We start from the raw sequence: 22,657 nt of genomic DNA, 5'->3' as shown, positions 1-22,657 counted from the left end.
GTCAGCCTCCTAGCCGGTCGAGCGCCAGATTGAGTTCCACCACGTTGACGGTCGACCCGCCGAGGTACCCGAGGTCGGGACCCTGGGTGTGCTCGGCGACGAGCGTGCGCACCTCGTCGACCGGGAGGTTCCGGGCCCGGGCGACGCGGTCGACCTGGATCGAAGCGTACGCGGGGCTGATGTGCGGGTCGAGTCCGGAGCCGGAGGCGGTCACCGCATCGGCGGGCACCTCCGACTCGGCGACGCCTTCCCGCTCGGCGATCGTGGTCTTCCGCTCGGTGATCGACGAGATGAGGTCGGTGTTCTCGGGGCCGAGGTTCGAGCCCGACGAGGCGCCGCCGTCGTAGCCGTCGCCCGCAGCGGACGGGCGGGATTGGAAGTACTCGGGGAGTGCGGCACCGTCGGCATCCGTGAAGGACTGGCCGATGAGGGACGAACCGACGACCTCACCCGACGCGTCCCGGACGAGGGAGCCGTTCGCCTGGGCGGGCAGGGCGACCTGTCCGACCAGGGTGATGAGGGCGGTGTACCCGAGGCCGAGGATGAGGGTGAGGACCACCATCGAGCGGATCGAGACGAGGACGGTGCGCCCGGTGGCGCGGGACGAGCTGTTCATGACGGGGATGTCCTTCGGATCAGAAGCCGGGGATGAGGCGGACGAGCAGGTCGATCAGCCAGATCCCGATGAAGGGGGCGACGACACCGCCCAGGCCGTAGACGGCGAGGTTGCGGCCGAGGATCGATGAGGCACCGCCCGGCCGGTACCGCACACCGCGGAGGGCCAGCGGGATGAGGGCGATGATGACGAGCGCATTGAACACGATGGCCGACAGGACAGCGGATGCCGGCGAGTGCAGCCCCATGATGTTCAGGGCCCCCAGCTGCGGGAACACACCCATGAACATCGCCGGGATGATGGCGAAGTACTTGGCGATGTCGTTCGCGATCGAGAACGTCGTGAGCGCGCCGCGCGTGATGAGCAGCTGCTTGCCGATGCGGACGATGTCGATGAGCTTCGTCGGGTCGGAATCGAGGTCGACCATGTTGCCGGCCTCCTTCGCGGCCGACGTTCCCGAGTTCATCGCGACACCCACGTCGGCCTGCGCGAGGGCGGGCGCGTCGTTGGTGCCGTCACCGGTCATCGCGACGAGGTTGCCGCCCTCCTGCTCGGTGCGGATGTAGGCGAGCTTGTCCTCGGGGGTCGCCTCGGCGAGGAAGTCGTCGACGCCCGCTTCCTTGGCGATGGCGGCCGCCGTCAGCGGGTTGTCGCCCGTGATCATGACCGTCCGGATGCCCATCGAGCGGAGCTCGGCGAAGCGTTCGCTGAGGCCGTCCTTCACGACGTCCTTCAGGTGGACGACGCCGAGCACGCGACCGGTGCCGGCGGCATCCTTCGTCGCGACCACCAGCGGAGTCCCGCCGGACTGCGAGATCTCCTCGGTGCGCGCCGTGAGGTCGGTCCGTACATCAGCAGGCAGCGGCGAGCCGTCCTGCTCGAGCCACCCGATGATCGCCGAACCGGCGCCCTTGCGGATGGACGAGCCGTCGGGCAGGTCGAGACCGCTCATGCGGGTCTGCGCCGTGAAGGGCACGATGACGCCCTGGGATTCACCCGTCACGTCGACGCCGCGGCGGACCGCGAGGTCGACGATCGAGCTGCCCTCGGGGGTGGGGTCGGCCAGCGACGACAGCGCGGCGGCGCGGGTGAGCTCGGCTTGCGCCATCCCCTCGAGCGGGACGAACTCGGATGCCTGGCGGTTGCCGTACGTGATGGTGCCGGTCTTGTCGAGCAGCAGCGTCGTCACGTCGCCGGCTGCCTCGACGGCACGACCCGACATCGCGAGGACGTTGCGCTGCACGAGGCGGTCCATGCCGGCGATGCCGATTGCCGACAGGAGCGCGCCGATCGTCGTCGGGATGAGGCAGACGAGGAGGGCGACGAGGACGGGGATGCTGACCGGTGCCGCCGCGTACGAGGCGACGGGGTTCAGGATGAGGGCCACCACCACGAAGATGATCGACAGGCTCGCGAGCAGGATGTTGAGCGCGATCTCGTTCGGGGTCTTCTGCCGGGCGGCGCCCTCGACGAGGGCGATCATCCGGTCGACGAAGGTCTCGCCGGGCTTGGACGTGATCCGCACGACGATCCGGTCCGACAGCACGCGGGTACCGCCCGTGACCGCGCTGCGATCACCACCGGACTCACGGATGACGGGGGCCGATTCGCCCGTGATGGCCGACTCGTCGACCGAGGCGATGCCGTGGACCACGTCGCCGTCGCCGGGGATCAGGTCGCCGGCCGCGACGACGACGACATCGCCGAGTGTGAGGTCGGCCGACGAGACGTCATCGATCGTGACGCGCTCAGCGGCGACATCCGACTGCGCGTCGTAGCCGGCCACGCGGTGCGCCACCGTGCTCGTGCGGGTCTTTCGGAGCGTCTCGGCCTGCGCCTTGCCACGGCCTTCGGCGACCGATTCGGCGACGTTCGCGAAGAGCACCGTCAGCCACAGCCACACCGCGATGACCGCCGTGAACGAGACAGGGACGGGGGTACCACCGGAATCCGACGGCCCGCCCGTGAACGGCTCGGCGATGGCGAGGGCGGTGGTCAGCGCGGCGCCGAGCCACACGATGAACATGACGGGGTTGCGCCACTGGGCACGCGGGTCGAGCTTGCGGAACGCGCCGGGCAGGGCGGCCGCGATCGCGGCGCCGTCGATGCCGCGCCGGGTCGCCGACGCGGACGCGGCGGAAGGAGCGGAGGAAGCCGGGGCTTCGGAGCGGAGAGGTGTGGACATGGGTCAGATCAGTCCTTCTGCCAGGGGACCCAGCGCGAGTACGGGGAAGTAGGTGAGAGCGGTCACGATGAGGATCACGCCGACGAGGAGACCGACGAACAGCGGTCGGTGCGTCGGGAGCGTGCCCGCCGTCGCGGGGATCCTGTCCTGCGCGGCGAACGAGCCCGCGAGGGCGAGGACCAGCACGATCGGGACGAAGCGCCCGAGCAGCATCGCGACGGCGAGCGCCGTGTTGAGCCACGGTGTGTTGGCCGTGATACCCGCGAACGCGGAACCGTTGTTGTTGGCGGCCGAGGTGAACGCGTAGAGCACTTCGCTGAAGCCGTGGATGCCGGGGTTCCAGATCGACGTCGTCGTGACGTCATCGCGGACAGCCGGGATGGCGAAGCTGAGCGCCGTGCCGACGAGCACGAGGATCGGGGTCACCAGGATGTAGATGCTCGCGAGCTTGATCTCGCGGGGACCGATCTTCTTGCCCAGGTACTCGGGCGTCCGCCCGACGAGCAGGCCCGCGATGAACACCGCGATGACCGCCATCACGAGGATGCCGTAGAGGCCCGATCCGACGCCGCCGGGGGCGAGCTCGCCGAGCATCATGTTGAGCATCGGCATCATCCCGCCGAGCGCGGTGAACGAGTCGTGCATCGAGTCGACCGCACCGGTCGAGGTGAGCGTGCTCGTCGACCCGAAGATCGTCGAGCCGACGATGCCGAAGCGCATCTCCTTGCCCTCCATCGCCGCGCCGGCGAGAGCGGGGGCGGTGCCGCGACCGGCGAGCTCGAACGCCGTCAGGGCGAGCGTCGAGGCGAGGAACAGGAAGCCCATCGCGCCGAGGATCGCATAGCCCTGTCGCTTGTCGCCGAGCATCGTGCCGAAGGTGCGCGGCAGCGAGAACGGGATGATCAGCATGAGGACGACCTCGAACAGGTTCGTCCAGCCGGTCGGGTTCTCGAAGGGGTGCGCGGAGTTGGCGTTGAAGAATCCGCCGCCGTTGGTGCCCAGGAGCTTGATCGCCTCCTGGGAGGCGACGGGGCCTCCGGGGATGTTCTGCGCCCCACCGACGACGGTCGCGACGTCGCTGAATCCGGTGACGTTCTGGATGACGCCGCCGGCCAGCAGCACGATCGCCGCGATGACCGCGAGCGGCAGCAGGAGGCGGAACGTCCCGCGGGTCAGGTCGACCCAGAAGTTGCCGATCGTGCCGCTGCGGCGGAAGGCGAGGCCGCGGACGAGGGCGACGGCGACGGCGAGGCCGACGGCCCCCGAGACGAAGTTCTGCACGGCGAGGCCGGCGAACTGCACCGTGTAGCCGAGGGTCAGCTCGGGAGAGTACGACTGCCAGTTGGTGTTCGTCACGAACGAGACGGCCGTGTTGAACGACAGGTGCTCACTGGGCGCGGGGAGACCGAGGGACCAGGGCAGCCACTGCTGGGTGCGCTGCAGCGTGTAGACGATGAGGACGCCGACCGCCGAGAAGGCGAGGACGCTGCGGGCGTACGCCTGCCAGGTCTGGGCGGATGCCGGGTCGACGCCGATCAGCCGGTACAGACCGCGTTCGGCCCGGGCATCCTTCGGCGACGAGTAGACCCAGGCCATGTAGTCGCCGAGGGGCCGGTAGGCGACTCCGAGGATGAGGGCGAGCGTGGCGAGGGTGAGGACAGCGGGAAGCCACTCCATCAGAACTTCTCCGGCTTCACGAGTGCGACGAACAGGTAGACGACGACGGCGACGCCGAGGACGGCGGCGATCAGATCGAAGACGATCACAGTCGGTCCACCGCCTTCGCGAACAGACCGATGATCACGAACAGAGCGAGGACGCCCAGGACGTAGACGATGTCGAGCACGAGTGAGGCTCCGATTTCGAGGGATGCGGGCCCTGATCGGGCCGGCACGCCGGTGGGGCGCATCCCTGATGGAACACCTCCGCGCGGGCGCCGCCGGGCCTCCTCACGGAATCCATACGCCCGGCGGCGGCGTCCTCACGGGATCCTCACGGGGGCCCTCGTTCCCCCTGCCGGCGGGCTCAGTGCAGGTCGGCGTCGGCGGCGCCGCGGCGCCAGGCCGTGAACGGCACGGTGAGCCCAGCGCGACTCGGCGCGCAGACGAACGGCCCCGCCGCGGCATCCAGGTCCGCCGCGAACGGGATGACCCGCACGAGCCGCAGCGGCTCGCCGTCGGCAGCCGCCCGGACGGTCAGCGCGGTGCCCTGTCGACTGATGCGCACGGTGATCCGCCTTGACCGCCAGTGCGGGACAGGGGCGAGGGACCAGTCCGACATGCCGTCCGTGACGACGGCGCCGAGGTTCAGCTCCCCGTCTGCGAACTCGATGCCGGCTTTGACCCACCGCGTCTCGTCGACGCGGACGAAGAGCCCCGCCTGGTCGAACTGCGCCTCGAACGGGATGTCGAACTCGACCTCCATCGCGGCGTCGTCGGGCAGCGGAGCGAGGAGCGCGTGCTCGGTGTCGTGCACGAACCCGTAGGAGGTGAGCCGCCAGGCGTCGCTGCCCTCCTCGGCGGTGACCAGCAGCATCCCCTCACGTTCTTCCGTGGCTCGCGGAGGCGTGGTCCAGGTGCCCTCGGACCAGTCGATGGATGCCACGGCTCGGACGGGTTCGCTCATGCCGCCAGGCTAGCGGCCGTCGTCAGCCCAGGCGGATGCCGGCGGACTCGAGCGCACGCACCGCGGTGTCGAGCACGGCGGCGCTGTGGTCGAGGCGGCGATCGCGCTCGGCGAGGTCCGCCTCGGCGATCATGCGGACGAACGCCCGGAACTCGGCCGTCATTCGGTGCGGATCGTGGTCGAGGGCGATCCGCTCGTGGGTTCCGTCGCGCAGATGCAGCTCGACGACGGGGATCTCGTTCGGCGGGCCGTCGAACACCATCGCGCCCTCCGTTCCCTGGATCTTCGTCCGGGAGGGCCCGGGCGAGTCCTTGGCGCACACGCAGACCGCCGTGGCGTCGCCGTAGCCGAGGACGGCGACACCCGACGTGTCGACACCCCGCTCCATCCGCGGCGTGTACGACACCGTCTCGGGGGCGCCCAGCAGACCGACGACGAGATGCAGGGCGTACACGCCGAGGTCCATCAGGGCCCCGCCGCCCGCGGCCGGGTCGAACGCGGGCGGGACCTCGCCGGAGCGGAAGGCGTCGTAGCGGGACGAGTACTGCGAGTACTCGCACTGCACGAGCCGCAGCTCGCCGAGGCGGTCGACGTTGTCCCGCATCCACGCGACGTTCGCGAGGTACTGGTTGCTGATGGCCTCGACGAGGATCAGGCCTCGATCTTCCGCGAGGACGCGCAGCTCGGCGAGTTCGGCCGTGCGCAGCACGAACGGCTTCTCGCAGACGACGTGCTTTCCGGCGAGAAGGGCGCGGCGGGCGACATCCGCGTGCAGCACGTTCGGCACGGCGACCCACACGGTGTCGACGCGTGGGTCCGCGAGACAGGCGTCGAGATCGGTGTAGACGAACGGGATGCCGTGGGCCGCCGCCAGGGCGTCGGCCTTGTCACGGCTGGCCGCCCGTCCGACGATGGCCGGGATGGTGAGCCCGGGGACCTCGTGGGCGTGCGGGAGGAACTCGGCGACGATCTTGCCCGCGCCGACGACGGCGAGCTTCACCTCAGAGGGCCAGCCCGATCGCGAGCAGGATCACGCCGACGAGCGGAGCGGCGAGCTGGATGAGCGCCGCGCGCGCCTTCGAGCGGTCCGAGAGCAGCAGCACGAGCCCTGCCGCGACCATCGACCCGGCTCCGACGAACACGAGCGTCGCACCGATCGCCGTGGAGCCCGTGGCGACGAAGACGATGCCGAGGAAGACCGCGATCGCGAGGAAGAGGTTGTAGAAGCCCTGGTTGTAGGCGAAGGGCTTGGTGATCTCGACGGTCGCGTCGGTCGTCCCGAAAGTGCGCCGCGCGGCGGCCCCGGTCCACGCGATGGACTCGAGATAGAAGATGTAGACGTGGATGAGGGCGCCGAGCGCCGCGAACACCAAACCGGCGATGATCATGCCGCCATCATCCCAGACTGCGTGACGCGCGCCAGAGGGGATCGGCGGCGACCGGGTCGGTGAGGCCGACGGGCGCTCCGGTCTCGTCGCGCGTGAAGGCGAGGAGGACGGGGATGCCCGCCCGGTCGGTGACGATCCTCCCCGCGTAGGCGGGCGCCGGCAGGATCAGCCGTGCGTCATCGATCCGGATGCCGGTAGGCACGGCCGCGGCGGGCACCGCCCACACGCCGTCGGCCCCGTCGGAGCGCGTGGCGCAGAAGAGGAGGACGGGGGCGCCGTCGAGCTCAGCGAGCTGCAGCACCTCGAGGTGCGGGAACGCCGGCGCCGGATCGGTGAGCGGCGGCTGCACCGTCCAGGTGTCGAGGTCGGGCGACCACGCGTGTCCGACGACGCCGCCGGTCGCGGTGTCGGCATCCTTCCCCCGTGCGGTGATCAGCATGTGCCAGCCGTCGCCCGCGGGATCGCGGAACACCCACGGATCGCGCCACGCCTCGTCGGGCCACGAGGTGTCGCCGAGCCTCTCGTAGTACTCCCCCGCGGCGCGGAGGACGAACCCGTCGCGCTTGTCCCACGTGTGCAGGTCGACCGAGGTCGCCATGCCGATCGCCTCGACGTTGCGGGGGGACGATCCGTCGACGAAGGATGCCCCCGTGTAGAACATGCGCCACAGCCCGTCGTCGCCGTGGACGACGCATCCGGTCCAGGTCGCCGTCTCGTCGAACGCGCCGGCGATCCCCGGGCCGAGCACCTCGCCGTGATCGGCCCAGTCGGTTAGATCCGTTGAGGTCGCATGCCCTATCCGCGCATTCCGGTGGCGGAGGTCCGGGTCGCCGAGCGAGGTCGGCGCGCGCAGGTAGTAGAGGTGGAACGTCTCGCCGTCGTCAGCGACCCAGAAGTCCCACACCCAGTGCGCCTCGAGAGAGAACGCCACATCAGCCCTTCAGCGACCCCTGCATCAGAGCAGAGACGAAGTGCCGCTGGAAGATCAGGAAGATGATCAGCGTCGGGGTGAGGATGAGCAGCGACCCGGCGCACAGCAGCGGGATGTCCGTGCCGTATTGCCCCTGGAAGGCGCCGAGAGCGCCGGCCATCGTGCGCTTCTCGGGATCGTTCACGAGCACGATCGCGAGCAGGAACTGGTTCCAGGTCCACAGGAACAGCAGGATCGCCAGAGACGACAGCGCGGGAACCGACAGCGGGATGTGGATGCGCCAGAAGAGCTGCCACGTCGTCGCGCCGTCCATGCGAGCCGCCTCCGAGAGGTCGGCCGGCATCGTGATGAAATGCGCCCGCATCCACATCACGGCGAAGGGCATGAACAGCCCGATGAGCGGCAGGATGATCGCCCATCGGGTGTTCAGCAGGCCCATCTCACGGATCTGGAAGTACAGCGGCGTGATGATCCCCTCGAACGGCAGCGTCAGACCGAGGATGAACGCGACGAACACGATGCGACCGCCGGCGGGCCGCAGGTGGCCGAGCGCGAAGCCGGCGAGGGTCGCGAACAGCACGGCAGCCGGGACGACGGCGATCTCGATGAGGAAGCTCGATCCGAGCAGCGCCGCCATGTTGGCGGATTGGAACGCCGTGACGAAGTTGTCCCACCGCGGCTCGGGCGGCCATTCCAGACCACTGGGGTAGGTGCCCGGCGCGTGGAGCGCGGTCACGAACAGGCTGATGAACGGCATGATCGTGACGAGCATCAGGACGATCAGGAGGACGCGGCCGAGCCACTTCTCGCGTGCGCGGACGATCACGATTCTTTCCCTCGGAGGATGCGCTGCAGCGGCAGGACGATGAGGAGGACGAGGGCCATGAGGACGATGGCGAACGCCGACGCCGTTCCGACCTCGCGCTGGTAGAACGCGAGATAGAAGATCTGGAGGCCCGGGACGAGAGTGCTGTCGCCGGGGCCACCCTGCGTGGCGATGTAGATGATGTCGAAGCTCGCGAGCGCGGCGATGACGGTGACCGTGACGCACACCGCGACCTCCTGGCGGACGCCCGGGAGCGTGATGCTGAAGAACTCGCGGATGGGACCGGCGCCGTCGATGCGGGCGGCTTCGTAGAGCGCGAGATCGATCTTCGTCATGCCCGCCAGGATGAGGACGAGGCAGAGTCCGACCTGCACCCACGCGCCGATCACGCCGACGGCGGGAAGAGCGGTCGAGAAGTCGCCGAGCCACGCACGGGTCACCCCGCCGAGGCCGAACAGACCGAGCAGCTGGTTGACCAGGCCGTTGGTCGACAGCTGCCAGCTCCACATGATGCCGGCGGCAACGAGCGGGATGACCTGCGGCAGGAAGAGGACGGTCCGCGAGATGGCGGCCAGACGGCTCGCGGCGATCGCGCGGATCATGTTGGCGGCCACGAGGGCGATGCCGACGGGGATGATGCTGAAGTAGATGATCAGCTCGAACGCGTTGCCGATCGCACCCGTCAGCTTCGGGTTGCTGAAGACCTCGACGTAGTTGGCGAAGCCGACCCACGTCGCCGGGCCGATGCCGTTCCATTCGTAGAACGAGTACTGCGCCGACAGGGCGATCGGCCGCAGCACGAAGAAGATGTAGAAGCCCGCGGCGGGCAGCACCAGCAGGTACGCCGCGAGGCTCGCGCGGAACTTACGCCGGCGGCGGCGCTGAGCCGCCCCCGAGTCGAGCGCTGCTGCGCCGGTGGAGACCACCGGCGCAGCAGCGGGAGGAGCAGAGACCATCACTCAGTTCCCGATTTGGCTTTCGTAGTCGGACTGCACGGACGACAGCAGGCCCTCGGGGGTCTGCTCGCCGGCGACGAGCTTCTGCAGGTTGGGCGTCCAGCTCTGGGCGTAGATCGCGCCGGTCGCGTTGGCGATGAAGTCCATCGCACCGTTCGCCTCGGACAGCTGAGCACCGGCGGCGAGCGTCGCAGCCGTGGTCGAGCCCTCCTTGACGGGAGGCATGAACGCGTCCGCAGGGCCCATCGGGTGCGAGCCGCCGACCTCGACGCCGATCGTGCGGGCCTTCTCGTTCGTCGCGGTCCAGTTCAGGAAGAACGCGGCGCAGTCGGGGTGCTTCGCCGTGGCTGCGACACCGTAGGTCAGCGGAGCGGACATCGCACCGATCTGGCCGCCCTCTTCACGCGGGGGCATGAGGAAGAAGCCGGCCTCGCCGGGCATCTGGGTGTCGAGGTTGCCCGACTCCCAGTCGCCGTCGAACATGAAGAGCGAGTCTCCACCGATGAAGCGGCTCATCATCTGCGCGTAGTCGAGCGAGTTGATGTCGTCGGCGAAGAAGCCCTCGTCGATCCACTTCTTGAGGTGCTTTGCCGCCTCGAGGTTCTCGGGGGTGTCGATGGAGGCGCCGGGCTGCTGGAAGATCCAGTCGTTGATCTTGGCCGGGTCGCCATAGGACGCCATGAGCGCCTGCAGCGGGAAGGCCAGACCACCGGTCGCGCCGCCGTTGAACTGTGTGATCGGCGTGATGCCGGCATCCTTCGCCGCCTTCAAAGCGGCGTCGAACTCGTCGAGGGTCTTCGGAGCCTCGGTCATGCCGATCTTCTCGGCGAGGCTCTTGTTGTAGAAGACGCCGGTCATCGAGTAGTTGAGGCCGAGCGCGTAGAGCGGGCCGCTGCCGCGACGACCGTTCTCGTCGACCCGCAACTGCTGGAGCTGCGACTCGGGCCACGTCGTCCAGCCGAATGCTTCGGCGTAGGGGTCGAGGTCGAGGAGGAGCCCGTCGGTGGCGAGCTCGGACATCTGCGGCAGGCGCATGAGGTCCGGCGGCGAGTCCTGCAGGACGCGCGGTGCGTTCTGCGTGATGACGGCGAACTGGTCCTCACGGATGTCGAAGGTCACGTTCGGGTACTGCTTCGTGAACTCGTCGGTGAGGTCCTTCGGCAGCGGGAAGCCGGTCTCGAAGTAGCCGCTGAGGACGACGTCCTCGTCACCGCACGTGGGGCCGTTCGCCCCGAAGTCGGCGGTCGAGGATGCCTGCGGTGCCGCGGTCCCTCCGGGAGGGGCGCACGCGGTGACGGCCACGGCGAGCGAGGTGAGGACACCGGCGAGGATGAGCGGGCGGAGGGGGCGCTGTGTGAGTCGAGACATCACTGTCTCCTTTCAGAGAACCACGGTGTTCGGGAGGAAAAGCGTCGACGTGAGTCGGTGCTAAATCGCGTTAGCAAGGTCATGATGCGCCACCGATCCCCGACGTGTCAATGGGCAGGAGCCGTGTCGTGACCGAGACGTGTCCGCGCAATCCGCCGGCGGGATCCGCTTGCGGCCCCGCGCCGCGGCGCCTCCCCCACCGCCGTTAGGATCGCGGGAGACAGGAGGACTCCGTGACGAGGAATCGGGTGACACTCGCCGACGTCGCCCGCGCAGCGGGCGTGTCGCGCACGACCGCGTCACTCGTCCTGTCGGGCCGAGGCGATGAGATGCGGATCGCCGAGGCGTCGCAGGAACGCGTGCGCCTCGTGGCCGCCGAACTCGGCTACCGGCCGAACATGATCTCTGCGGGACTGCGCAGCGGCACGAGCCGGACGCTCGGGTTCATCTCGGACTCCGTCGCGACGTCGCAGCTGGCCGGCGACATGATCAAGGGCGCCCTCGAGGGTGCCCGTCGCCACGGGCACATGCTGTTCATCGGCGAGTACGAGGGCGACGACACCGAACGCGAACGCCTGATCGACGCGATGCTCGACCGTCAGGTCGACGGCGTCATCCTCGCCTCGATGTTCACCCGGGAGCGTCCGGTCCCCGCCGCCCTCGCCGGACGGAACGTCGTCCTGCTCAACACGTTGCCCGAGGGGCCGGCGAAGAACGCGCACGCGATACTCCCGGATGAGCTGGATGCCGGGCGTCGCGCCGCGCGGCTGCTGCTCGAGCGCGGACACCGGGACATCCACCTCATCGGAGCGGGGCCGACGCCGGCGGATGTGCCCCGCAGCACCATCGCCGGGCGGGAACGCCTCGAGGGGATCCTCGACGAACTGACGGGCGCGGGACTCTCCCCCGCCTCCGGCCGCAAGCTGAGCATCTGGCTGCCCGCCGACGGCTGGAAGGCGACCGCGGACCTCATCGCGTCCGGCGTGCGCTCTGGCGCCATCATCGCCTTCAACGACCGCATCGCATTCGGCGCGTACCAGGCCGTGTCCGAGGCGGGGTTGACCGTGCCCGGCGACTTCTCGATCGTCTCGTTCGACGACCACCAGCTCGCGAGCTGGGTGCACCCCGGCCTGACGACCTTCGCCATCCCGCACTTCGACCTCGGGCTGCGCGCTGTCGAGATGCTGCTCACCACGCCCGCGGAGTCCCCGGCGTCGGTCGAGCGTCTCCCGATGCCGCTCCGCAGCCGCGGCTCGGTGCGCGCGGTCACCGACGCGCACTGAACGCGAACCGGTGCGAGGCATCCGCTACTCTCTGAGCTAACGCGATTTAGCACGTGGCTCACCCGCCGCGTGGAGAGGATCAGCATGGAGCAACGGAGCCCCAGCGCACATGGCATCCCGCACCCCCCGTTCGATCCCGACGTCCGCCGGGCGCTCGAGGAGGGCGAGGACGTCGTCGTCGGTCTCGCCGCGAGCGAGATCACCGCGCTCCGCGCCGGAGCCGTCCCGCCGACGCGCGAGGCCTACACGCTCGGCGGACGCTTCGCGGACCGCGCGGCCCGGACGGTCGCCGCCGACGGCACCGAGGTGCGTCTGACCGTCCTCACCCCTCGCGACCAGCCGGGGCCCTTCCCCGTGGTGTTCCACATCCACGGCGGCGGGATGGTCGTCGGCGGTGCGCACGACGTCCTCCCCGACCTGGGACCGACGGCGCTCGACCTCGGCTGTGCGATCGTCTCGGTCGAGTACCGGCTCGCGCCCGAGAACCCTTACCCCGCCCCGCTCGACGACGTCTACGCCGGCTGGGAGTGGGTCGCGCGGGAGGGGTCCGCGTGGGGACTCGACCCCGCCCGCGTCATCGTCCACGGGGTGAGCGCAGGCGGCGGACTGGCTGCCGGTGCGGTGCTGCGCGCGCGCGACCACGGCGGCCCGGCCGCCCTCGGCCAGATGCTCGTGTATCCGATGCTCGACCACCGCAACGACTCGGCATCCGCTCGTCAGATGGAAGGTCTCGGCGCATGGGACCGCCGCGCCAACGCGACCGGCTGGGCGGCCTACCTCGGCGCCCTCGACGCCGACGCGGTGCCCGCCTACGCCTCCCCCGCCCTCGCCGCCGACCTGGGCGGCCTGCCCGCGACCTTCATCGAGGTCGGGTCGGCCGAGACCTTCCGCGACGAGGACGTCGACTACGCGCGCCGCATCTGGGCCGCCGGCGGTGACGCCGAACTCCACGTCTGGCCGGGCGGCGCCCACGCCTTCGACGCGCTCGCCCCCGACGCCGCGCTCTCCCGCGACGCGCGCGACGCGCGGGTGCGGTGGCTGCGGCGCGTGCTCGGGCGCTGACCCCCGGCATCCGGCGCATGCGAACGGCCCGCCACCGGTGGGTTCCACCGAGGACGGGCCGTTCGAGGAAAGCGGTCAGGCGCCGGGGACGAGGACCCGGTCGATCGTGTGGATGACGCCGTTCGACGCCTGGATGTTGATGGCGCGGAGGACGAGCTTGGGGTTCTTCAGCTCGGGCGTCTCGTCGCGCAGGATGATGCCGCGCGGCTCGATCGTGACGCCGTTCGCCATCTCGATCGAGCGCGAGAAGAGGACCTTGAGGGGCGAGAGCTTCTTGCCCGCGACCACGTGGTACAGCAGGATGTCGCTGATCTCGTCGGTCGTGAACGTCGAGGTGATCGCCGTGAGCGCCGCCTTCTCGGAGGTGGGCGCCGTTCCCGTCAGGTCGGTCACGAGACGCTCGAACGCACGGTCGTTCGGAGCGAACACGGTGAAGGTGGCGTTCGGGTCGTCGAGGGTCTTGTCGAGACCGGTCGCGACGAGCGCCTGGACGAGGATGTCGTAGTCCGATCCGTTCGCGTCCGGGGTGCCGCCGCCGGAGGCGGCGACCGCGACGTCGACGATGGTCCCCTTCGGCGCGGTCGCCTGATGGGCCGAGGCAGGGGATGCGGTCAGGGCGAGCGCGCCCGCGACCACCGTGGCGAGGGCGATTCCGAGCTTCTTGTTCATCATGTTGCTCCTTCGATGAGAAGAGTCACGCCCGGCGGACATGTCGGGCGCTACTAGGTGTTCCGCCGGACAGGTCGCCTCGGATGCAGCACGAGAGAATTTTTCAGCCGGCGCTCACCCGAACAGCGGCGCCACCGGGACGTCGAGGTTCGCGCCGCCCCGGTAGCGCGCCGCGATGTGGTTCTCGGGCAGGCGCGGTCCGCGCCCGAACAGACGCTCGCGCAGGGTCGGACCGCCCTCGAGGAGGCGACCGCGCTTGCGCAGCTCGGGCACGACGAGCTCGGCGAAATCGCGGGCGGTGTCGAAGGAGTGGTACTGCCGCAGATTGATGCCGTCGATGCCGTCCTCGTCGAGCCACCGTTCGATCTCATCGGCGACGACGGTGGGAGTCCCCGCAACGAAGAAGCGGCCCTCACGGCCCGTGGCGATCCCGTCGAGGAGTTCCCCGATCGTCGCGTCGGGGCCGGTCGGCGGCGCCGCATCCGCTGCGACTCCCGCCTGCGCGAGGGCGTCGCGGACGAGGGTCTCGCGGGGGAAGGCCGTCGGGTCGAAGGGGAACCCGGCGTGGGCGAGGATGCCGTCGACGCTCGTGTTCTCGCGGTACGTCCGCCACTTGTCGGCCGCTTCGTCCTCGGTGCGACCGACGACGACGCCCGCCTGCACGATGAAGCGGAGGTCGTCTGCGCCGCGCCCCTGGCGGGCGGCCGCCGCCCGCATCTGCTCGACGTTGCGGATGAAGTCCGCCGTCGAGCGCCCTCCCGTGAAGACGAGCTCCGCGTGGCGTCCGGCGAACTCGATGCCGGCGGGCGATCCGGTCGCCTGGTAGAGGACGGGCGTGCGCTGCGGCGAGGGCTGGCTCAGGTGGGGACCCGCGACGCGGAAGTTCTCCCCCACGTGATCGACGTAGCGGACCTTGGACGGGTCCGTGTAGGTCCGGGTCGCGGCATCCGCGATGACCGCATCGTCGTCCCACGAGCCCTCCCACAGCTTGTAGACGACGTCGAGGAACTCGTCGGCGATCGCGTAGCGGCGATCATGCGGGATCTCATCGGCCAGCCCGAAGTTCCGGGCCGCGTTCGGCAGGTACGAGGTGACGATGTTCCACCCCACCCGTCCCCGGGTGAGGTGATCGAGAGTCGACATGCGGCGGGCGAACGAGAACGGCGGCTCGTAGCTGGTCGAGAACGTGACGCCGAAGCCCAGGCGCTCGGTCACGGCCGCCATGGCGGGGATGACGAGCAGCGGATCGTTCGAGGGGATCTGCAGCCCCTCGCGGATCGCGGTCTCGGGGCCGCCCCGGAACACGTCGTACGCACCGACGACGTCAGCGAGGAAGACCCCGTCGAATCCGCCGTGCTCGAGGATCTGCGCGAGCTCGATCCAGTACGAGATGTCGTTGATCCGGTGCCGGTTGTTCCCCGGCAACGACCACAGCCCGTGGGTGATGTGACTGACCGTGTTCATCTCGAACAGGTTCAGGATGAGCTTCTTGCGCTCCGCCATGCGGGTCCTTTCTGGAGGTTTCGGGCGTCACTGCGGATCAGGCTTCGCCGGTGCTCCACCACCCGGGCACGGGGGTGTCGTTGAGCAGCAGGTCGCCGAGTGCGCGCGCCTTGAAGGCGAGGGGATTGTGGGATGCCAGGGTTCGGGCGTTACGCCAGTGTCGGTCCAGGGCGAGGTCGGTGTCGACCGCACTGGCCCCACCGACCTCGAAGAGCAGAGTGGCCGCCTCGAGCACGGCGGGGAGGACGACGAGCTGCGCGCGGGCCGTCGCCGCCTCGACGGGGGCGATCACGTCGCGCAGCGCATCACCCGAGACACCGGCGGACTGGGCGGCGACCGACGCGTCGAGTCCCGCGACCGCGGCCGTGAGCGCGGCATCCGCCGTGAACGACAGCGCCGACAGCCGACCGACGGTCTCCTGCACGAGTGGGTCCTCACGGGCCGTCGCGGCCGAGGCATGACTGTAGGTCCGCGTGCGCTTCTGCACGAACGCGACCGCGTCGTCGACGATCGCGCGCCCGATCCCCGCGGCGGCGGCCAGGAGGACCAGCTGGACGAACGCCCCGCCGTGCGACGGACCGCCGATGACGCGGCGGGCGACGGCATCCTCGTCGACGACGACCGAGCGGAAGACGGTCGTCCCGCTCCCGGTGAGACGCTGACCGAAGCCGCGCCAGTCGTCGACGACGTCGACCCCGGCCGCCGCCGTCGACACGAGTGCCGCGACGAGAGCCCCGTCGTCGTCCTGCGCGGCGACGGAGACGAGATCGGCGAACAGCGTCCCGGTGCTGTAGTACTTCGTGCCGTCGAGGCGGAGCCCGTCGGGCGACCCCGTCAACGTCGTCGACAGCGCGCCGACCTTCGCCGACGATCGCTCGTGGGTCGCGTTGCCGATGATGGCGCCGCCGGCCACCAGGGCGAGCCTGCGGGAGCGCTCCTCGGAATCGGGCGACAGGATCGTCCGATCGACGAAGGAGAAATGCGAACGGAGCAGCTGCGCGAGATTCGGATCACGACGGCCGAGCTCGGCGAGGAGGGCGAACAGCACCGATGGCGGCTCACCGCCGCCGCCGAACTCCTCGGGCACCGTCACCCGGGTGAACCCGGCGCGCCGGAGAAGAGCGACCTCGTCGTGCGGCAGTCTCCGCGCGAGTTCGCGGGCGACGGCATCCCGCCCCACCTCGTCGAAGACGGGGGCGAAGCGTTCCACCGCATCGGCGACCCGAGTCATGCGAGCGCGACCTCCGCAGGACGGGGCGCCTGCGCTCCCGGCGCCTGCCACGCCGGCAGCGTGCCGGTGAGAGCGACCTGACCGAGCGCACGCGTGCGCTGGATGACCGGATTGTGCGAGGCGATCGTGCGGACATTGCGCCAATGACGGTCGAGCGCTCGACCCGTGCCGACCGCCGATGCGCCGCCCACCTCGAACAAGCGCGTCGTCGCGTCGAGGACCAGACGAGGCACGAGCTCCTGGAGTCGGAAGACCTCGAACTGGATCTCGCGCATCTCCGTCGCGCTCGCTCCCCGATCGGATGCTGCGCCCAGGTCAGCGGCGACCGACAGCACCAGCCGACGCGTCGTCGCCGCGACGACGTCGAGCTCCCCCACCACGAGCTGCACGAGTGGGTCCTCGCGCGGAAGTGTCTCCCCCGCGAACCCGAAGGTGCGCCGCCGCGGGGTCACGAACTCGATGGTGTCGTCGAGGGCGCGCTGGGCGATGCCGGCGATGACGGCGAGGAGGGTGAGCTGGAGGATCGCCCCCAGGTGGTGTCCGCGCGCCTCAGCGCCTTCGGCGGGCGCCACGAGGATGCCGTCGTCCGCCACCGGCGCGCGATCGAACACCGTCGTCCCGCTTCCCGTGAGCAGCTGCCCGAACCCGTCCCAGTCGTCGGTCGACCGGACCCCCGGGTGGTGGGCCGACACCGTGACCGCGACCCGCTCGTCCCCGTCGAGGGCCGCGAGGTGGATCCAGTCCGCGTAGATGCTGCCGGTCGTGTAGTACTTCGTCCCCGACAGCAGCGGCTCGCCGCTCGTGCGGTCGATCCGCGTCTCGAGGTGCGCCGTGTCGTGCCGTTCGGACTGCGCGTTGCCCACGAAATCCCCCGCGAGGATCCGCTCGAACCACGGCTGCGCCAGCTCGATCGGCTGCAGCCGGAGCGACTCGACGAACGCGAGGTGACCGCGCCAGACGTGACCGAGGCTGGCATCCGCGGCGGACAGCCGGATGAGGCGGGCGAACTGCTCCTCCAGCGAGATCGGGGAACCCCCGGATGCCGCAGGCACCCGCCACGTGCCGAAGCCGATCTCGCGCAGCTCGGCGAGCTCCGCGGTCAGCAGGCGCCGCTCGCGCTCGCGCTGCGGCGCGTCGACTGCGACGCGGGCGAGGAGGTCCTCGAACCGCCCGGTCACCGGTGCATCACCTTCCGCGCCACGGCGTTGCCGAGGAACTGGGCGAGCTGGACGAGCACGATGAGGGCGAGGACGACGATGCCGACCGAGATCCAGTCGAAGCGCTGGTATCCGTAGTTCATGGCGAGCGACCCGAGTCCGCCGCCGCCGAGCACTCCCGCGACCGCCGTCGCGTCGACGAGCGCGACCAGGATGTAGGTCAGCCCCAGGGTGAGCGGGCCGAGGGCCTCGGGGACGACGATGGTGAAGAGCACCCGGGCGGGACTCGCGCCCATCGCAGCCCCCGCCTCGATCGACCCGGGGCTCACCGCGACGAGGTTCGATTCCGAGACGCGGGCGATGGCGACGCACGCGACGATGATGAGCGGGATCGTCTGCGGCAGGGGGCCGAGCCCGGTGCCGAAGAGGGACCTCGTGAGCGGGATGAGGGCGATCGCCACGATCAGGAACGGGATCGGACGGACCACGTTGATGACGAGGTTGAGCACCGCGAAGATCGCCCGGTTCTGCAGGAGGTTGCCGGGGCGGCTCGCGTAGAGCAGCAGCCCGAGCAGCACGCCGATGACGGCGGCTCCCGCGAAGGCGACGACCACCATGAGCCCGGTCTCGCCGACGGCGACCCAGAAGCGGGGGAAGAAGGCGTTCGGGTCGAAGTCACGCATGAACGGCCTCCTTCTCGATCACCCGGGCGTCCGGTTCCGGCAGCTCGGAGACGGTGGTCGTCTCGCGGAGACCCTCGATGGCGGCAGCCACGGCGGCATCCGTCCCGAGGAGCTCCACCGTCAAGCTGCCGAACAACCGCCCCTGCAGCTCGTCGACGCCCCCGAAGACGACGTTGACGTCGACGTCGTGCGCGCGGGCGACCTGCGAGAGGAACGGGTGGTTGGTGTCACGGTCCTCGACGTGCAGCTGGACGAGGCGTCCGCGATGGACGGCGCGGATCTTCGCGAGCGCCTCGGCGGACGGGATGTGGTGCAGCACCGACGACACGAATCGTCGGGTGGTCGGATGCCGCGGCGAGGAGAAGACGTCGTAGATGCTGCCGTGCTCGACGACCGCGCCGTCCTCCATGACCGCGACCTTGTGAGCGAGCTCGCGGACCACGTCGATCTCGTGGGTGACGAGCAGGATGGTGACGCCGTACTCCTCATTCACCCGCCGGAGGAGGGCCAGGACCTCACCCGTCGTCTGCGGGTCGAGTGCGCTCGTCGCCTCATCCGAGATGAGGACGTCGGGCCGGGTGGCCAGCGCGCGAGCGATGCCCACGCGTTGCTTCTGGCCGCCCGACAGCTGCGACGGGTACGCGAGCGCCTTGTCGGTGAGCCCGACGAACCGCAGCAGCTCCTCGACGCGGTCGAGGGTCTCGGCCTCGGACAGGCCCGCCAGCCGCAGCGGGTAGGCGATGTTCTTGTAGACGTTCCGCGACTCGAGCAGATTGAACTGCTGGAACACCATGCCGATGCGCTGCCGCGCGGCGTACAGGGCACGGCCCTGGAGGGCTGAGATCTCGCGACCGTCGACGACGACCCTTCCGCTCGTCGGCCGCTCGAGCGCATTGACCGTGCGCAGCAGGGTCGATTTGCCGGCGCCCGAGAAGCCGACGATCCCGAAGATCTCGCCCTTCTCGACCGTCAGGCTGACGTCGCGGAGGGCGTCGACCGTGCGTCCCTTCGACGTGAAGGATTTGGAGACGTTCTCGAAGGCGATGGCGGTGCTCATGGGTTCCTCATCTCAGCCGGGCGCGGTCGCGAGCGGCGGCCGTCAGTTCTTCGCGGCCTGCTTCTCGAGGTCGGCGAGCTTGGTCCGGAGCTGCTCGACCGGGACGTCGACGAGCACCACGGAGCCCTGGTTCTCCTTCTCGTTGGCCGCCGCGACGCGCTTGTCGGCGTAGACGTCCTTGAGGATCTTCCACGCGGGGTTGTCCTTGTTGTCCTCACGGGTGGCGATGACGTTGACGTACGGCAGGTTCTGCTCGGAGAGCGCCTTGTCGAGGAAGAGCGCATCGTCGGAGCCGATGTTCTGGCTCGGGTCGAAGTACGACGTGCCCACGACGACCGCAGCCAGGCTCGGGTCGGTGAACTGCTGAGCGATCGACGTCGCGGGGATCTCGGTGAACTGGAGCTTCTTCGGGTTCGCCGTGATGTCCTCGACGGCGGGGAAGTCGCCCTTGTCGGCCGAGAGGGTGATGAGGCCGGCGGCCTCGAGGATGTTGAGCGCGCGACCTCCGTTGGAGGGGTCGTCGGGGATGGCGATCTTCGCGCCGTCCCCGATGTCGTCGAGGGATTTCGCGGTCGCGGAGAAGATCCCCCACTGCGTGATGAGCGTCGAGAAGACGGGGGTGAGGTCTGAACCGTTCTCGGTGTTGAAGGCGCTGAGGTACAGGATGTGCTGGAAGGCGTTGGCGTCGACCGTGCCGGCGGCGAGCTCGGTGTTGGGCAGGACCCAGTCCTGGACGTTGACCCACTCGATGTTCAGGCCCTTCTCGGCGGCGACCTCCTTGACCGCATCTTGGAACGGGCTGTCCTCCGACACGGCGATCTTGACGCTGATCGGCTCAGCTGGGCTTGCACCGCCGGCCGCGGCGGCATCGGCGGGCCGGAGCGCCGGGAGCGCAAGGGCGACTCCGCCGACGATCGCGCCGACCGCGACGACGGCGATCGCGACCGCGATGCCGATCCGGGTGCGCTTCTTGTCTCCCGCGACGGCGGCGCGGAGGTCGCTCTGCGGGGTCTGGTTCTGGTCTGACATGGGATGGTCTCCTCGTGGTGCGCCGGGCGTGGATGTTCGCTGTGACTGCGACATTCCTAGCCCGCCGCGACCTCGAGGACGACTTGCGAGACGCTCCGTGACCGGTCGTTACCGTCCTTGACGTTCGCGCGCATCGCGGATCGACATCTGCCCGCAGATCGTGCTAATCGCGCGTGCGCGCACCATCGCTGCTACAGCGAGAGGTCGACCTCGAGCCGGTCGAGGAGGATCTCGAGGGCGGTGTCGAACTCCTCTTTGCTGTGGTCCTCGCTCAGCAGCGGTCGCAGGCGCCGCACCTCGGGGGCATCATCCAGGGAGGCGATCTGCGCCTCGCCGGTGGAAACCGGCCCGGTCTCACCCTGGCCGGCGAGCGTCCCCCCGACGTCGGCACCGCGCACGGCTGCCTCCAGCAGCAACTGACCGATGAGGAAGCTGCTGAACCCCCGGTACGCCCCGACGGCCTGCTCGTCCGTGAAGCCGTGCTGAAGCAGCACCCGGAGGAAGATGTCCACCGCCTCGATGCTCCGCAGCGGTGGCCTGAGCCAGGGCGCGGCGGGATGCCGGGTCGCGATCAGCGGGAATGCGCGGGGGTGCGCGACGGCGATGTCCCGCACCGCGTGAGCGACGTTCTGAAGGAAGGTCTGCCAGTGCCCCTCGGCCTCGCGCTCCATGACCACGACGAGCTCGGCCGTCAGTTCGTCGACGACGCCTTCGAGAAGATCCTCTTTGCCGTGCACATGACGGTAGAGCGACATCGCCTCGACGCCCAGTTCCGCCCCCAGAGCGCGCATCGACAGGCCCGCCGGACCCTTGAGGTCGACGAGGCTCAGCGCTGCATCGATGATGGCGGCGCGACTCAACCTCGCACCGGATGACCGCTCGGACTGATTGCTCATGGGAGCCTCCTTCCCGATCCTCTCTCTTCTCGCACTCGTTTGTCTGCTTACGCCGTAAGCTTGGTGAAATGGGACGCTTGGCCTTCGGCAGCGAGACGGTCACATTCGATGACCGTCTCCTCGGTCATCTCGAGGTCGTGATGGTGGCGAAGCTCCGACGCCGCGAGCCGTTCATCCTCACGTGGACCGTCGACCCCAGCCTGGGCAGCGGGCGAGTCTCGCGCTGGGTCGGGGTGTCGACGAGCTGGGACATCCGCTACCACTCGCGCGCCATCGGGCCGATCAACCCGGCCTGGATCGACGCGCTGATGTCGACGGCGAACTCGCCCGGCGGGCTGCGGGTCGTCCCCGAGCCCGATCAGGACGAAGCGGTCGCCGGCTGACACCGACGCCGCCTCCGATCAGCGACCTGCGCTGAGGTGGAGTCCGTCGAGGAGAAGATCGAGCCCTGCCCGGAACTGGTCACGATCGTCGTGACCGGCGAATTCGTCCACGATGTGGTGGATGAACGGGTACTCCTCGGGATCGAGGGCCCGCCACTGGTGGACGGCTCCGGCGAGGTACTCGTCGCGGCCCACGTCGCCGGACGCGACCTCCGGAGGGAGCTGCTGCCCCATGTCGGCGGCGGTGCCGATGACGAACCCCACAATCGCCGATGTCGCATGGAAGCAGTCCCGCGGCGAGAGCCCCAGGCGCATGATCTGCTCGCCCAGCTTCTCGTACAGCTGTAGCGAATGGACCTGTCGCGCCGTGTTGCGCATGGCATACGCCCCGAGCCAGGGGCGATCGACGATGACATCGAACATCGCGACGGCGATCGTCCTCACGTTCTCGATCGGATCGCCGCTCCCCTCGCGACCCACGTCTGATACGGCGGCCAGGACGCCCCCGAGCACGGAATCGGCGGCCAGGTCGAGGAGCTCTTCCCGTCCCGAGACGTACCAGTAGATGCTCGCGGGCCCGCCGCCGAGCCGGGTCGCCAGCGCCCGCGTCGTCAGCCCCTGCGATCCCGACTCGTCGAGGATCTCGATCGCGCCGGCGATGACGGCGTCGATGGAATGCGACGTTCGAGAGCGCCCGCGCGGAGCGCGGGCGCGTCGGCGGGGTGGTTGCGCCTGCTCGGTCATGACAGCCATCACATCACACGGGAAACCGAGTGTTGTGATCTATCGAACATCGTTCTATCGTATCG

24 protein-coding genes are annotated in these 22,657 nt (G+C 69.7%); 3 read left to right on the top strand and 21 right to left on the bottom strand.

The window, feature by feature from the left end:
• Window position 1: 1 nt before the first annotated feature.
• The 12 genes from kdpC to H286_RS0109280 form a co-directional block, all read right to left on the bottom strand.
• Window positions 2-616, bottom strand: a complete 615-nt coding sequence (gene kdpC, locus H286_RS0109335) for a K(+)-transporting ATPase subunit C (RefSeq protein WP_020097938.1) — start codon at window positions 614-616, stop codon at window positions 2-4.
• A 19-nt stretch (window positions 617-635) separates the two neighbouring features.
• The gene (kdpB, locus tag H286_RS0109330; RefSeq protein WP_020097937.1) at window positions 636-2,801 is read right to left on the bottom strand and encodes a potassium-transporting ATPase subunit KdpB; all 2,166 of its coding nucleotides are present in this window, start codon (window positions 2,799-2,801) and stop codon (window positions 636-638) included.
• Between the two features lie 3 nt (window positions 2,802-2,804).
• Window positions 2,805-4,478, bottom strand: coding sequence for a potassium-transporting ATPase subunit KdpA (gene kdpA, locus H286_RS0109325; protein WP_020097936.1), 1,674 nt, complete (start codon window positions 4,476-4,478; stop codon window positions 2,805-2,807).
• Complete coding sequence (gene kdpF, locus H286_RS14565) at window positions 4,478-4,567, bottom strand: K(+)-transporting ATPase subunit F (protein WP_018185558.1); 90 nt, start codon at window positions 4,565-4,567, stop codon at window positions 4,478-4,480. Before kdpF ends, kdpA begins: the two co-directional genes overlap by 1 nt.
• Window positions 4,564-4,710: a hypothetical protein gene (locus H286_RS15050; RefSeq protein ID WP_018185559.1), complete on the bottom strand. Its 147-nt coding sequence runs from the start codon at window positions 4,708-4,710 to the stop codon at window positions 4,564-4,566. Before H286_RS15050 ends, kdpF begins: the two co-directional genes overlap by 4 nt.
• 116 nt (window positions 4,711-4,826) lie before the next feature.
• Complete coding sequence (locus H286_RS0109310; RefSeq protein ID WP_020097935.1) at window positions 4,827-5,426, bottom strand: DUF1349 domain-containing protein; 600 nt, start codon at window positions 5,424-5,426, stop codon at window positions 4,827-4,829.
• A gap of 22 nt (window positions 5,427-5,448) precedes the next feature.
• A complete protein-coding gene (locus tag H286_RS0109305; RefSeq protein WP_020097934.1) occupies window positions 5,449-6,426 on the bottom strand; it encodes a Gfo/Idh/MocA family protein in 978 nt (325 codons plus the stop codon).
• A gap of 1 nt (window position 6,427) precedes the next feature.
• Window positions 6,428-6,814, bottom strand: a complete 387-nt coding sequence (locus tag H286_RS0109300; RefSeq protein ID WP_018185563.1) for a DUF1304 domain-containing protein — start codon at window positions 6,812-6,814, stop codon at window positions 6,428-6,430.
• 7 nt (window positions 6,815-6,821) lie between these two features.
• On the bottom strand, window positions 6,822-7,745 hold the full coding sequence (locus H286_RS0109295; RefSeq protein WP_020097933.1) for a glycoside hydrolase family 68 protein: 924 nt from the start codon (window positions 7,743-7,745) through the stop codon (window positions 6,822-6,824).
• Between the two features lies 1 nt (window position 7,746).
• Window positions 7,747-8,571 carry a carbohydrate ABC transporter permease gene (locus H286_RS0109290; protein WP_020097932.1) on the bottom strand — a complete coding sequence of 275 codons (825 nt, stop codon included), beginning with the start codon at window positions 8,569-8,571 and terminating at the stop codon, window positions 7,747-7,749.
• Window positions 8,568-9,527 (bottom strand): carbohydrate ABC transporter permease, encoded by a 960-nt coding sequence (locus H286_RS0109285; RefSeq protein WP_020097931.1) that lies wholly within the window; start codon window positions 9,525-9,527, stop codon window positions 8,568-8,570. The genes H286_RS0109290 and H286_RS0109285 overlap by 4 nt, the downstream gene beginning before the upstream one ends.
• Window positions 9,528-9,530: 3 nt before the next feature.
• On the bottom strand, window positions 9,531-10,895 hold the full coding sequence (locus H286_RS0109280; RefSeq protein ID WP_018185567.1) for an ABC transporter substrate-binding protein: 1,365 nt from the start codon (window positions 10,893-10,895) through the stop codon (window positions 9,531-9,533).
• A gap of 248 nt (window positions 10,896-11,143) precedes the next feature.
• Between H286_RS0109280 and H286_RS0109275 the strand changes: the two genes are divergently transcribed.
• Window positions 11,144-12,178 carry a LacI family DNA-binding transcriptional regulator gene (locus H286_RS0109275; protein ID WP_020097930.1) on the top strand — a complete coding sequence of 345 codons (1,035 nt, stop codon included), beginning with the start codon at window positions 11,144-11,146 and terminating at the stop codon, window positions 12,176-12,178.
• Window positions 12,179-12,262: 84 nt separating this feature from the next.
• A complete protein-coding gene (locus H286_RS0109270) occupies window positions 12,263-13,240 on the top strand; it encodes an alpha/beta hydrolase (protein WP_020097929.1) in 978 nt (325 codons plus the stop codon).
• 75 nt (window positions 13,241-13,315) lie between these two features.
• Here the strand turns inward: H286_RS0109270 and H286_RS0109265 are convergent, their stop codons facing one another.
• The 8 genes from H286_RS0109265 to H286_RS0109230 form a co-directional block, all read right to left on the bottom strand.
• Window positions 13,316-13,909 (bottom strand): fasciclin domain-containing protein, encoded by a 594-nt coding sequence (locus H286_RS0109265; protein ID WP_231370927.1) that lies wholly within the window; start codon window positions 13,907-13,909, stop codon window positions 13,316-13,318.
• 114 nt (window positions 13,910-14,023) lie between these two features.
• Window positions 14,024-15,412 carry an NtaA/DmoA family FMN-dependent monooxygenase gene (locus H286_RS0109260; RefSeq protein WP_020097927.1) on the bottom strand — a complete coding sequence of 463 codons (1,389 nt, stop codon included), beginning with the start codon at window positions 15,410-15,412 and terminating at the stop codon, window positions 14,024-14,026.
• Between the two features lie 37 nt (window positions 15,413-15,449).
• A complete protein-coding gene (locus H286_RS0109255; protein WP_020097926.1) occupies window positions 15,450-16,643 on the bottom strand; it encodes an acyl-CoA dehydrogenase family protein in 1,194 nt (397 codons plus the stop codon).
• On the bottom strand, window positions 16,640-17,821 hold the full coding sequence (locus tag H286_RS0109250) for a hypothetical protein (RefSeq protein ID WP_020097925.1): 1,182 nt from the start codon (window positions 17,819-17,821) through the stop codon (window positions 16,640-16,642). The genes H286_RS0109255 and H286_RS0109250 overlap by 4 nt, the downstream gene beginning before the upstream one ends.
• Complete coding sequence (locus tag H286_RS0109245; protein ID WP_018185574.1) at window positions 17,818-18,483, bottom strand: methionine ABC transporter permease; 666 nt, start codon at window positions 18,481-18,483, stop codon at window positions 17,818-17,820. The genes H286_RS0109250 and H286_RS0109245 overlap by 4 nt, the downstream gene beginning before the upstream one ends.
• The gene (locus H286_RS0109240) at window positions 18,476-19,540 is read right to left on the bottom strand and encodes a methionine ABC transporter ATP-binding protein (protein WP_020097924.1); all 1,065 of its coding nucleotides are present in this window, start codon (window positions 19,538-19,540) and stop codon (window positions 18,476-18,478) included. The genes H286_RS0109245 and H286_RS0109240 overlap by 8 nt, the downstream gene beginning before the upstream one ends.
• 42 nt (window positions 19,541-19,582) lie before the next feature.
• The gene (locus H286_RS0109235) at window positions 19,583-20,569 is read right to left on the bottom strand and encodes a MetQ/NlpA family ABC transporter substrate-binding protein (RefSeq protein WP_020097923.1); all 987 of its coding nucleotides are present in this window, start codon (window positions 20,567-20,569) and stop codon (window positions 19,583-19,585) included.
• Window positions 20,570-20,760: 191 nt separating this feature from the next.
• A complete protein-coding gene (locus tag H286_RS0109230) occupies window positions 20,761-21,465 on the bottom strand; it encodes a TetR/AcrR family transcriptional regulator C-terminal domain-containing protein (RefSeq protein ID WP_018185577.1) in 705 nt (234 codons plus the stop codon).
• 68 nt (window positions 21,466-21,533) lie between these two features.
• On the opposite strand from H286_RS0109230, the gene H286_RS0109225 reads away from it, so the two are divergent.
• The gene (locus H286_RS0109225; protein ID WP_018185578.1) at window positions 21,534-21,848 is read left to right on the top strand and encodes a DUF7882 family protein; all 315 of its coding nucleotides are present in this window, start codon (window positions 21,534-21,536) and stop codon (window positions 21,846-21,848) included.
• 18 nt (window positions 21,849-21,866) lie between these two features.
• On the opposite strand, the gene H286_RS0109220 is transcribed toward H286_RS0109225, so the two are convergent.
• Window positions 21,867-22,601 carry a TetR/AcrR family transcriptional regulator gene (locus tag H286_RS0109220; RefSeq protein ID WP_020097922.1) on the bottom strand — a complete coding sequence of 245 codons (735 nt, stop codon included), beginning with the start codon at window positions 22,599-22,601 and terminating at the stop codon, window positions 21,867-21,869.
• Between the last annotated feature and the right edge of the window lie 56 nt (window positions 22,602-22,657).

Origin of the sequence: Microbacterium sp. 11MF (assembly GCF_000383475.1) — a bacterium.
In the GTDB taxonomy this organism is placed as follows: domain Bacteria; phylum Actinomycetota; class Actinomycetes; order Actinomycetales; family Microbacteriaceae; genus Microbacterium; species Microbacterium aquilitoris.
Note: the sequence above shows the minus strand (reverse complement) of the source record. Positions and strands in the feature narration are given on the sequence as shown.

Coding starts and splice junctions, on each gene's coding strand:
- kdpC (WP_020097938.1), bottom strand. CDS start 616: ATGAACAGCTCGTCCCGCGCCACCGGGCGCACCGTCCTCGTCTCGATC.
- H286_RS0109230 (WP_018185577.1), bottom strand. CDS start 21,465: ATGAGCAATCAGTCCGAGCGGTCATCCGGTGCGAGGTTGAGTCGCGCC.
- H286_RS0109270 (WP_020097929.1), top strand. CDS start 12,263: ATGGAGCAACGGAGCCCCAGCGCACATGGCATCCCGCACCCCCCGTTC.
- kdpB (WP_020097937.1), bottom strand. CDS start 2,801: ATGTCCACACCTCTCCGCTCCGAAGCCCCGGCTTCCTCCGCTCCTTCC.
- H286_RS0109235 (WP_020097923.1), bottom strand. CDS start 20,569: ATGTCAGACCAGAACCAGACCCCGCAGAGCGACCTCCGCGCCGCCGTC.
- H286_RS0109265 (WP_231370927.1), bottom strand. CDS start 13,909: ATGAACAAGAAGCTCGGAATCGCCCTCGCCACGGTGGTCGCGGGCGCG.
- H286_RS0109310 (WP_020097935.1), bottom strand. CDS start 5,426: ATGAGCGAACCCGTCCGAGCCGTGGCATCCATCGACTGGTCCGAGGGC.
- H286_RS0109240 (WP_020097924.1), bottom strand. CDS start 19,540: ATGAGCACCGCCATCGCCTTCGAGAACGTCTCCAAATCCTTCACGTCG.
- H286_RS0109220 (WP_020097922.1), bottom strand. CDS start 22,601: ATGGCTGTCATGACCGAGCAGGCGCAACCACCCCGCCGACGCGCCCGC.
- H286_RS0109285 (WP_020097931.1), bottom strand. CDS start 9,527: ATGGTCTCTGCTCCTCCCGCTGCTGCGCCGGTGGTCTCCACCGGCGCA.
- H286_RS15050 (WP_018185559.1), bottom strand. CDS start 4,710: ATGCGCCCCACCGGCGTGCCGGCCCGATCAGGGCCCGCATCCCTCGAA.
- kdpA (WP_020097936.1), bottom strand. CDS start 4,478: ATGGAGTGGCTTCCCGCTGTCCTCACCCTCGCCACGCTCGCCCTCATC.
- H286_RS0109260 (WP_020097927.1), bottom strand. CDS start 15,412: ATGGCGGAGCGCAAGAAGCTCATCCTGAACCTGTTCGAGATGAACACG.
- H286_RS0109255 (WP_020097926.1), bottom strand. CDS start 16,643: ATGACTCGGGTCGCCGATGCGGTGGAACGCTTCGCCCCCGTCTTCGAC.
- H286_RS0109225 (WP_018185578.1), top strand. CDS start 21,534: ATGGGACGCTTGGCCTTCGGCAGCGAGACGGTCACATTCGATGACCGT.
- H286_RS0109300 (WP_018185563.1), bottom strand. CDS start 6,814: ATGATCATCGCCGGTTTGGTGTTCGCGGCGCTCGGCGCCCTCATCCAC.
- H286_RS0109245 (WP_018185574.1), bottom strand. CDS start 18,483: ATGCGTGACTTCGACCCGAACGCCTTCTTCCCCCGCTTCTGGGTCGCC.
- H286_RS0109280 (WP_018185567.1), bottom strand. CDS start 10,895: ATGTCTCGACTCACACAGCGCCCCCTCCGCCCGCTCATCCTCGCCGGT.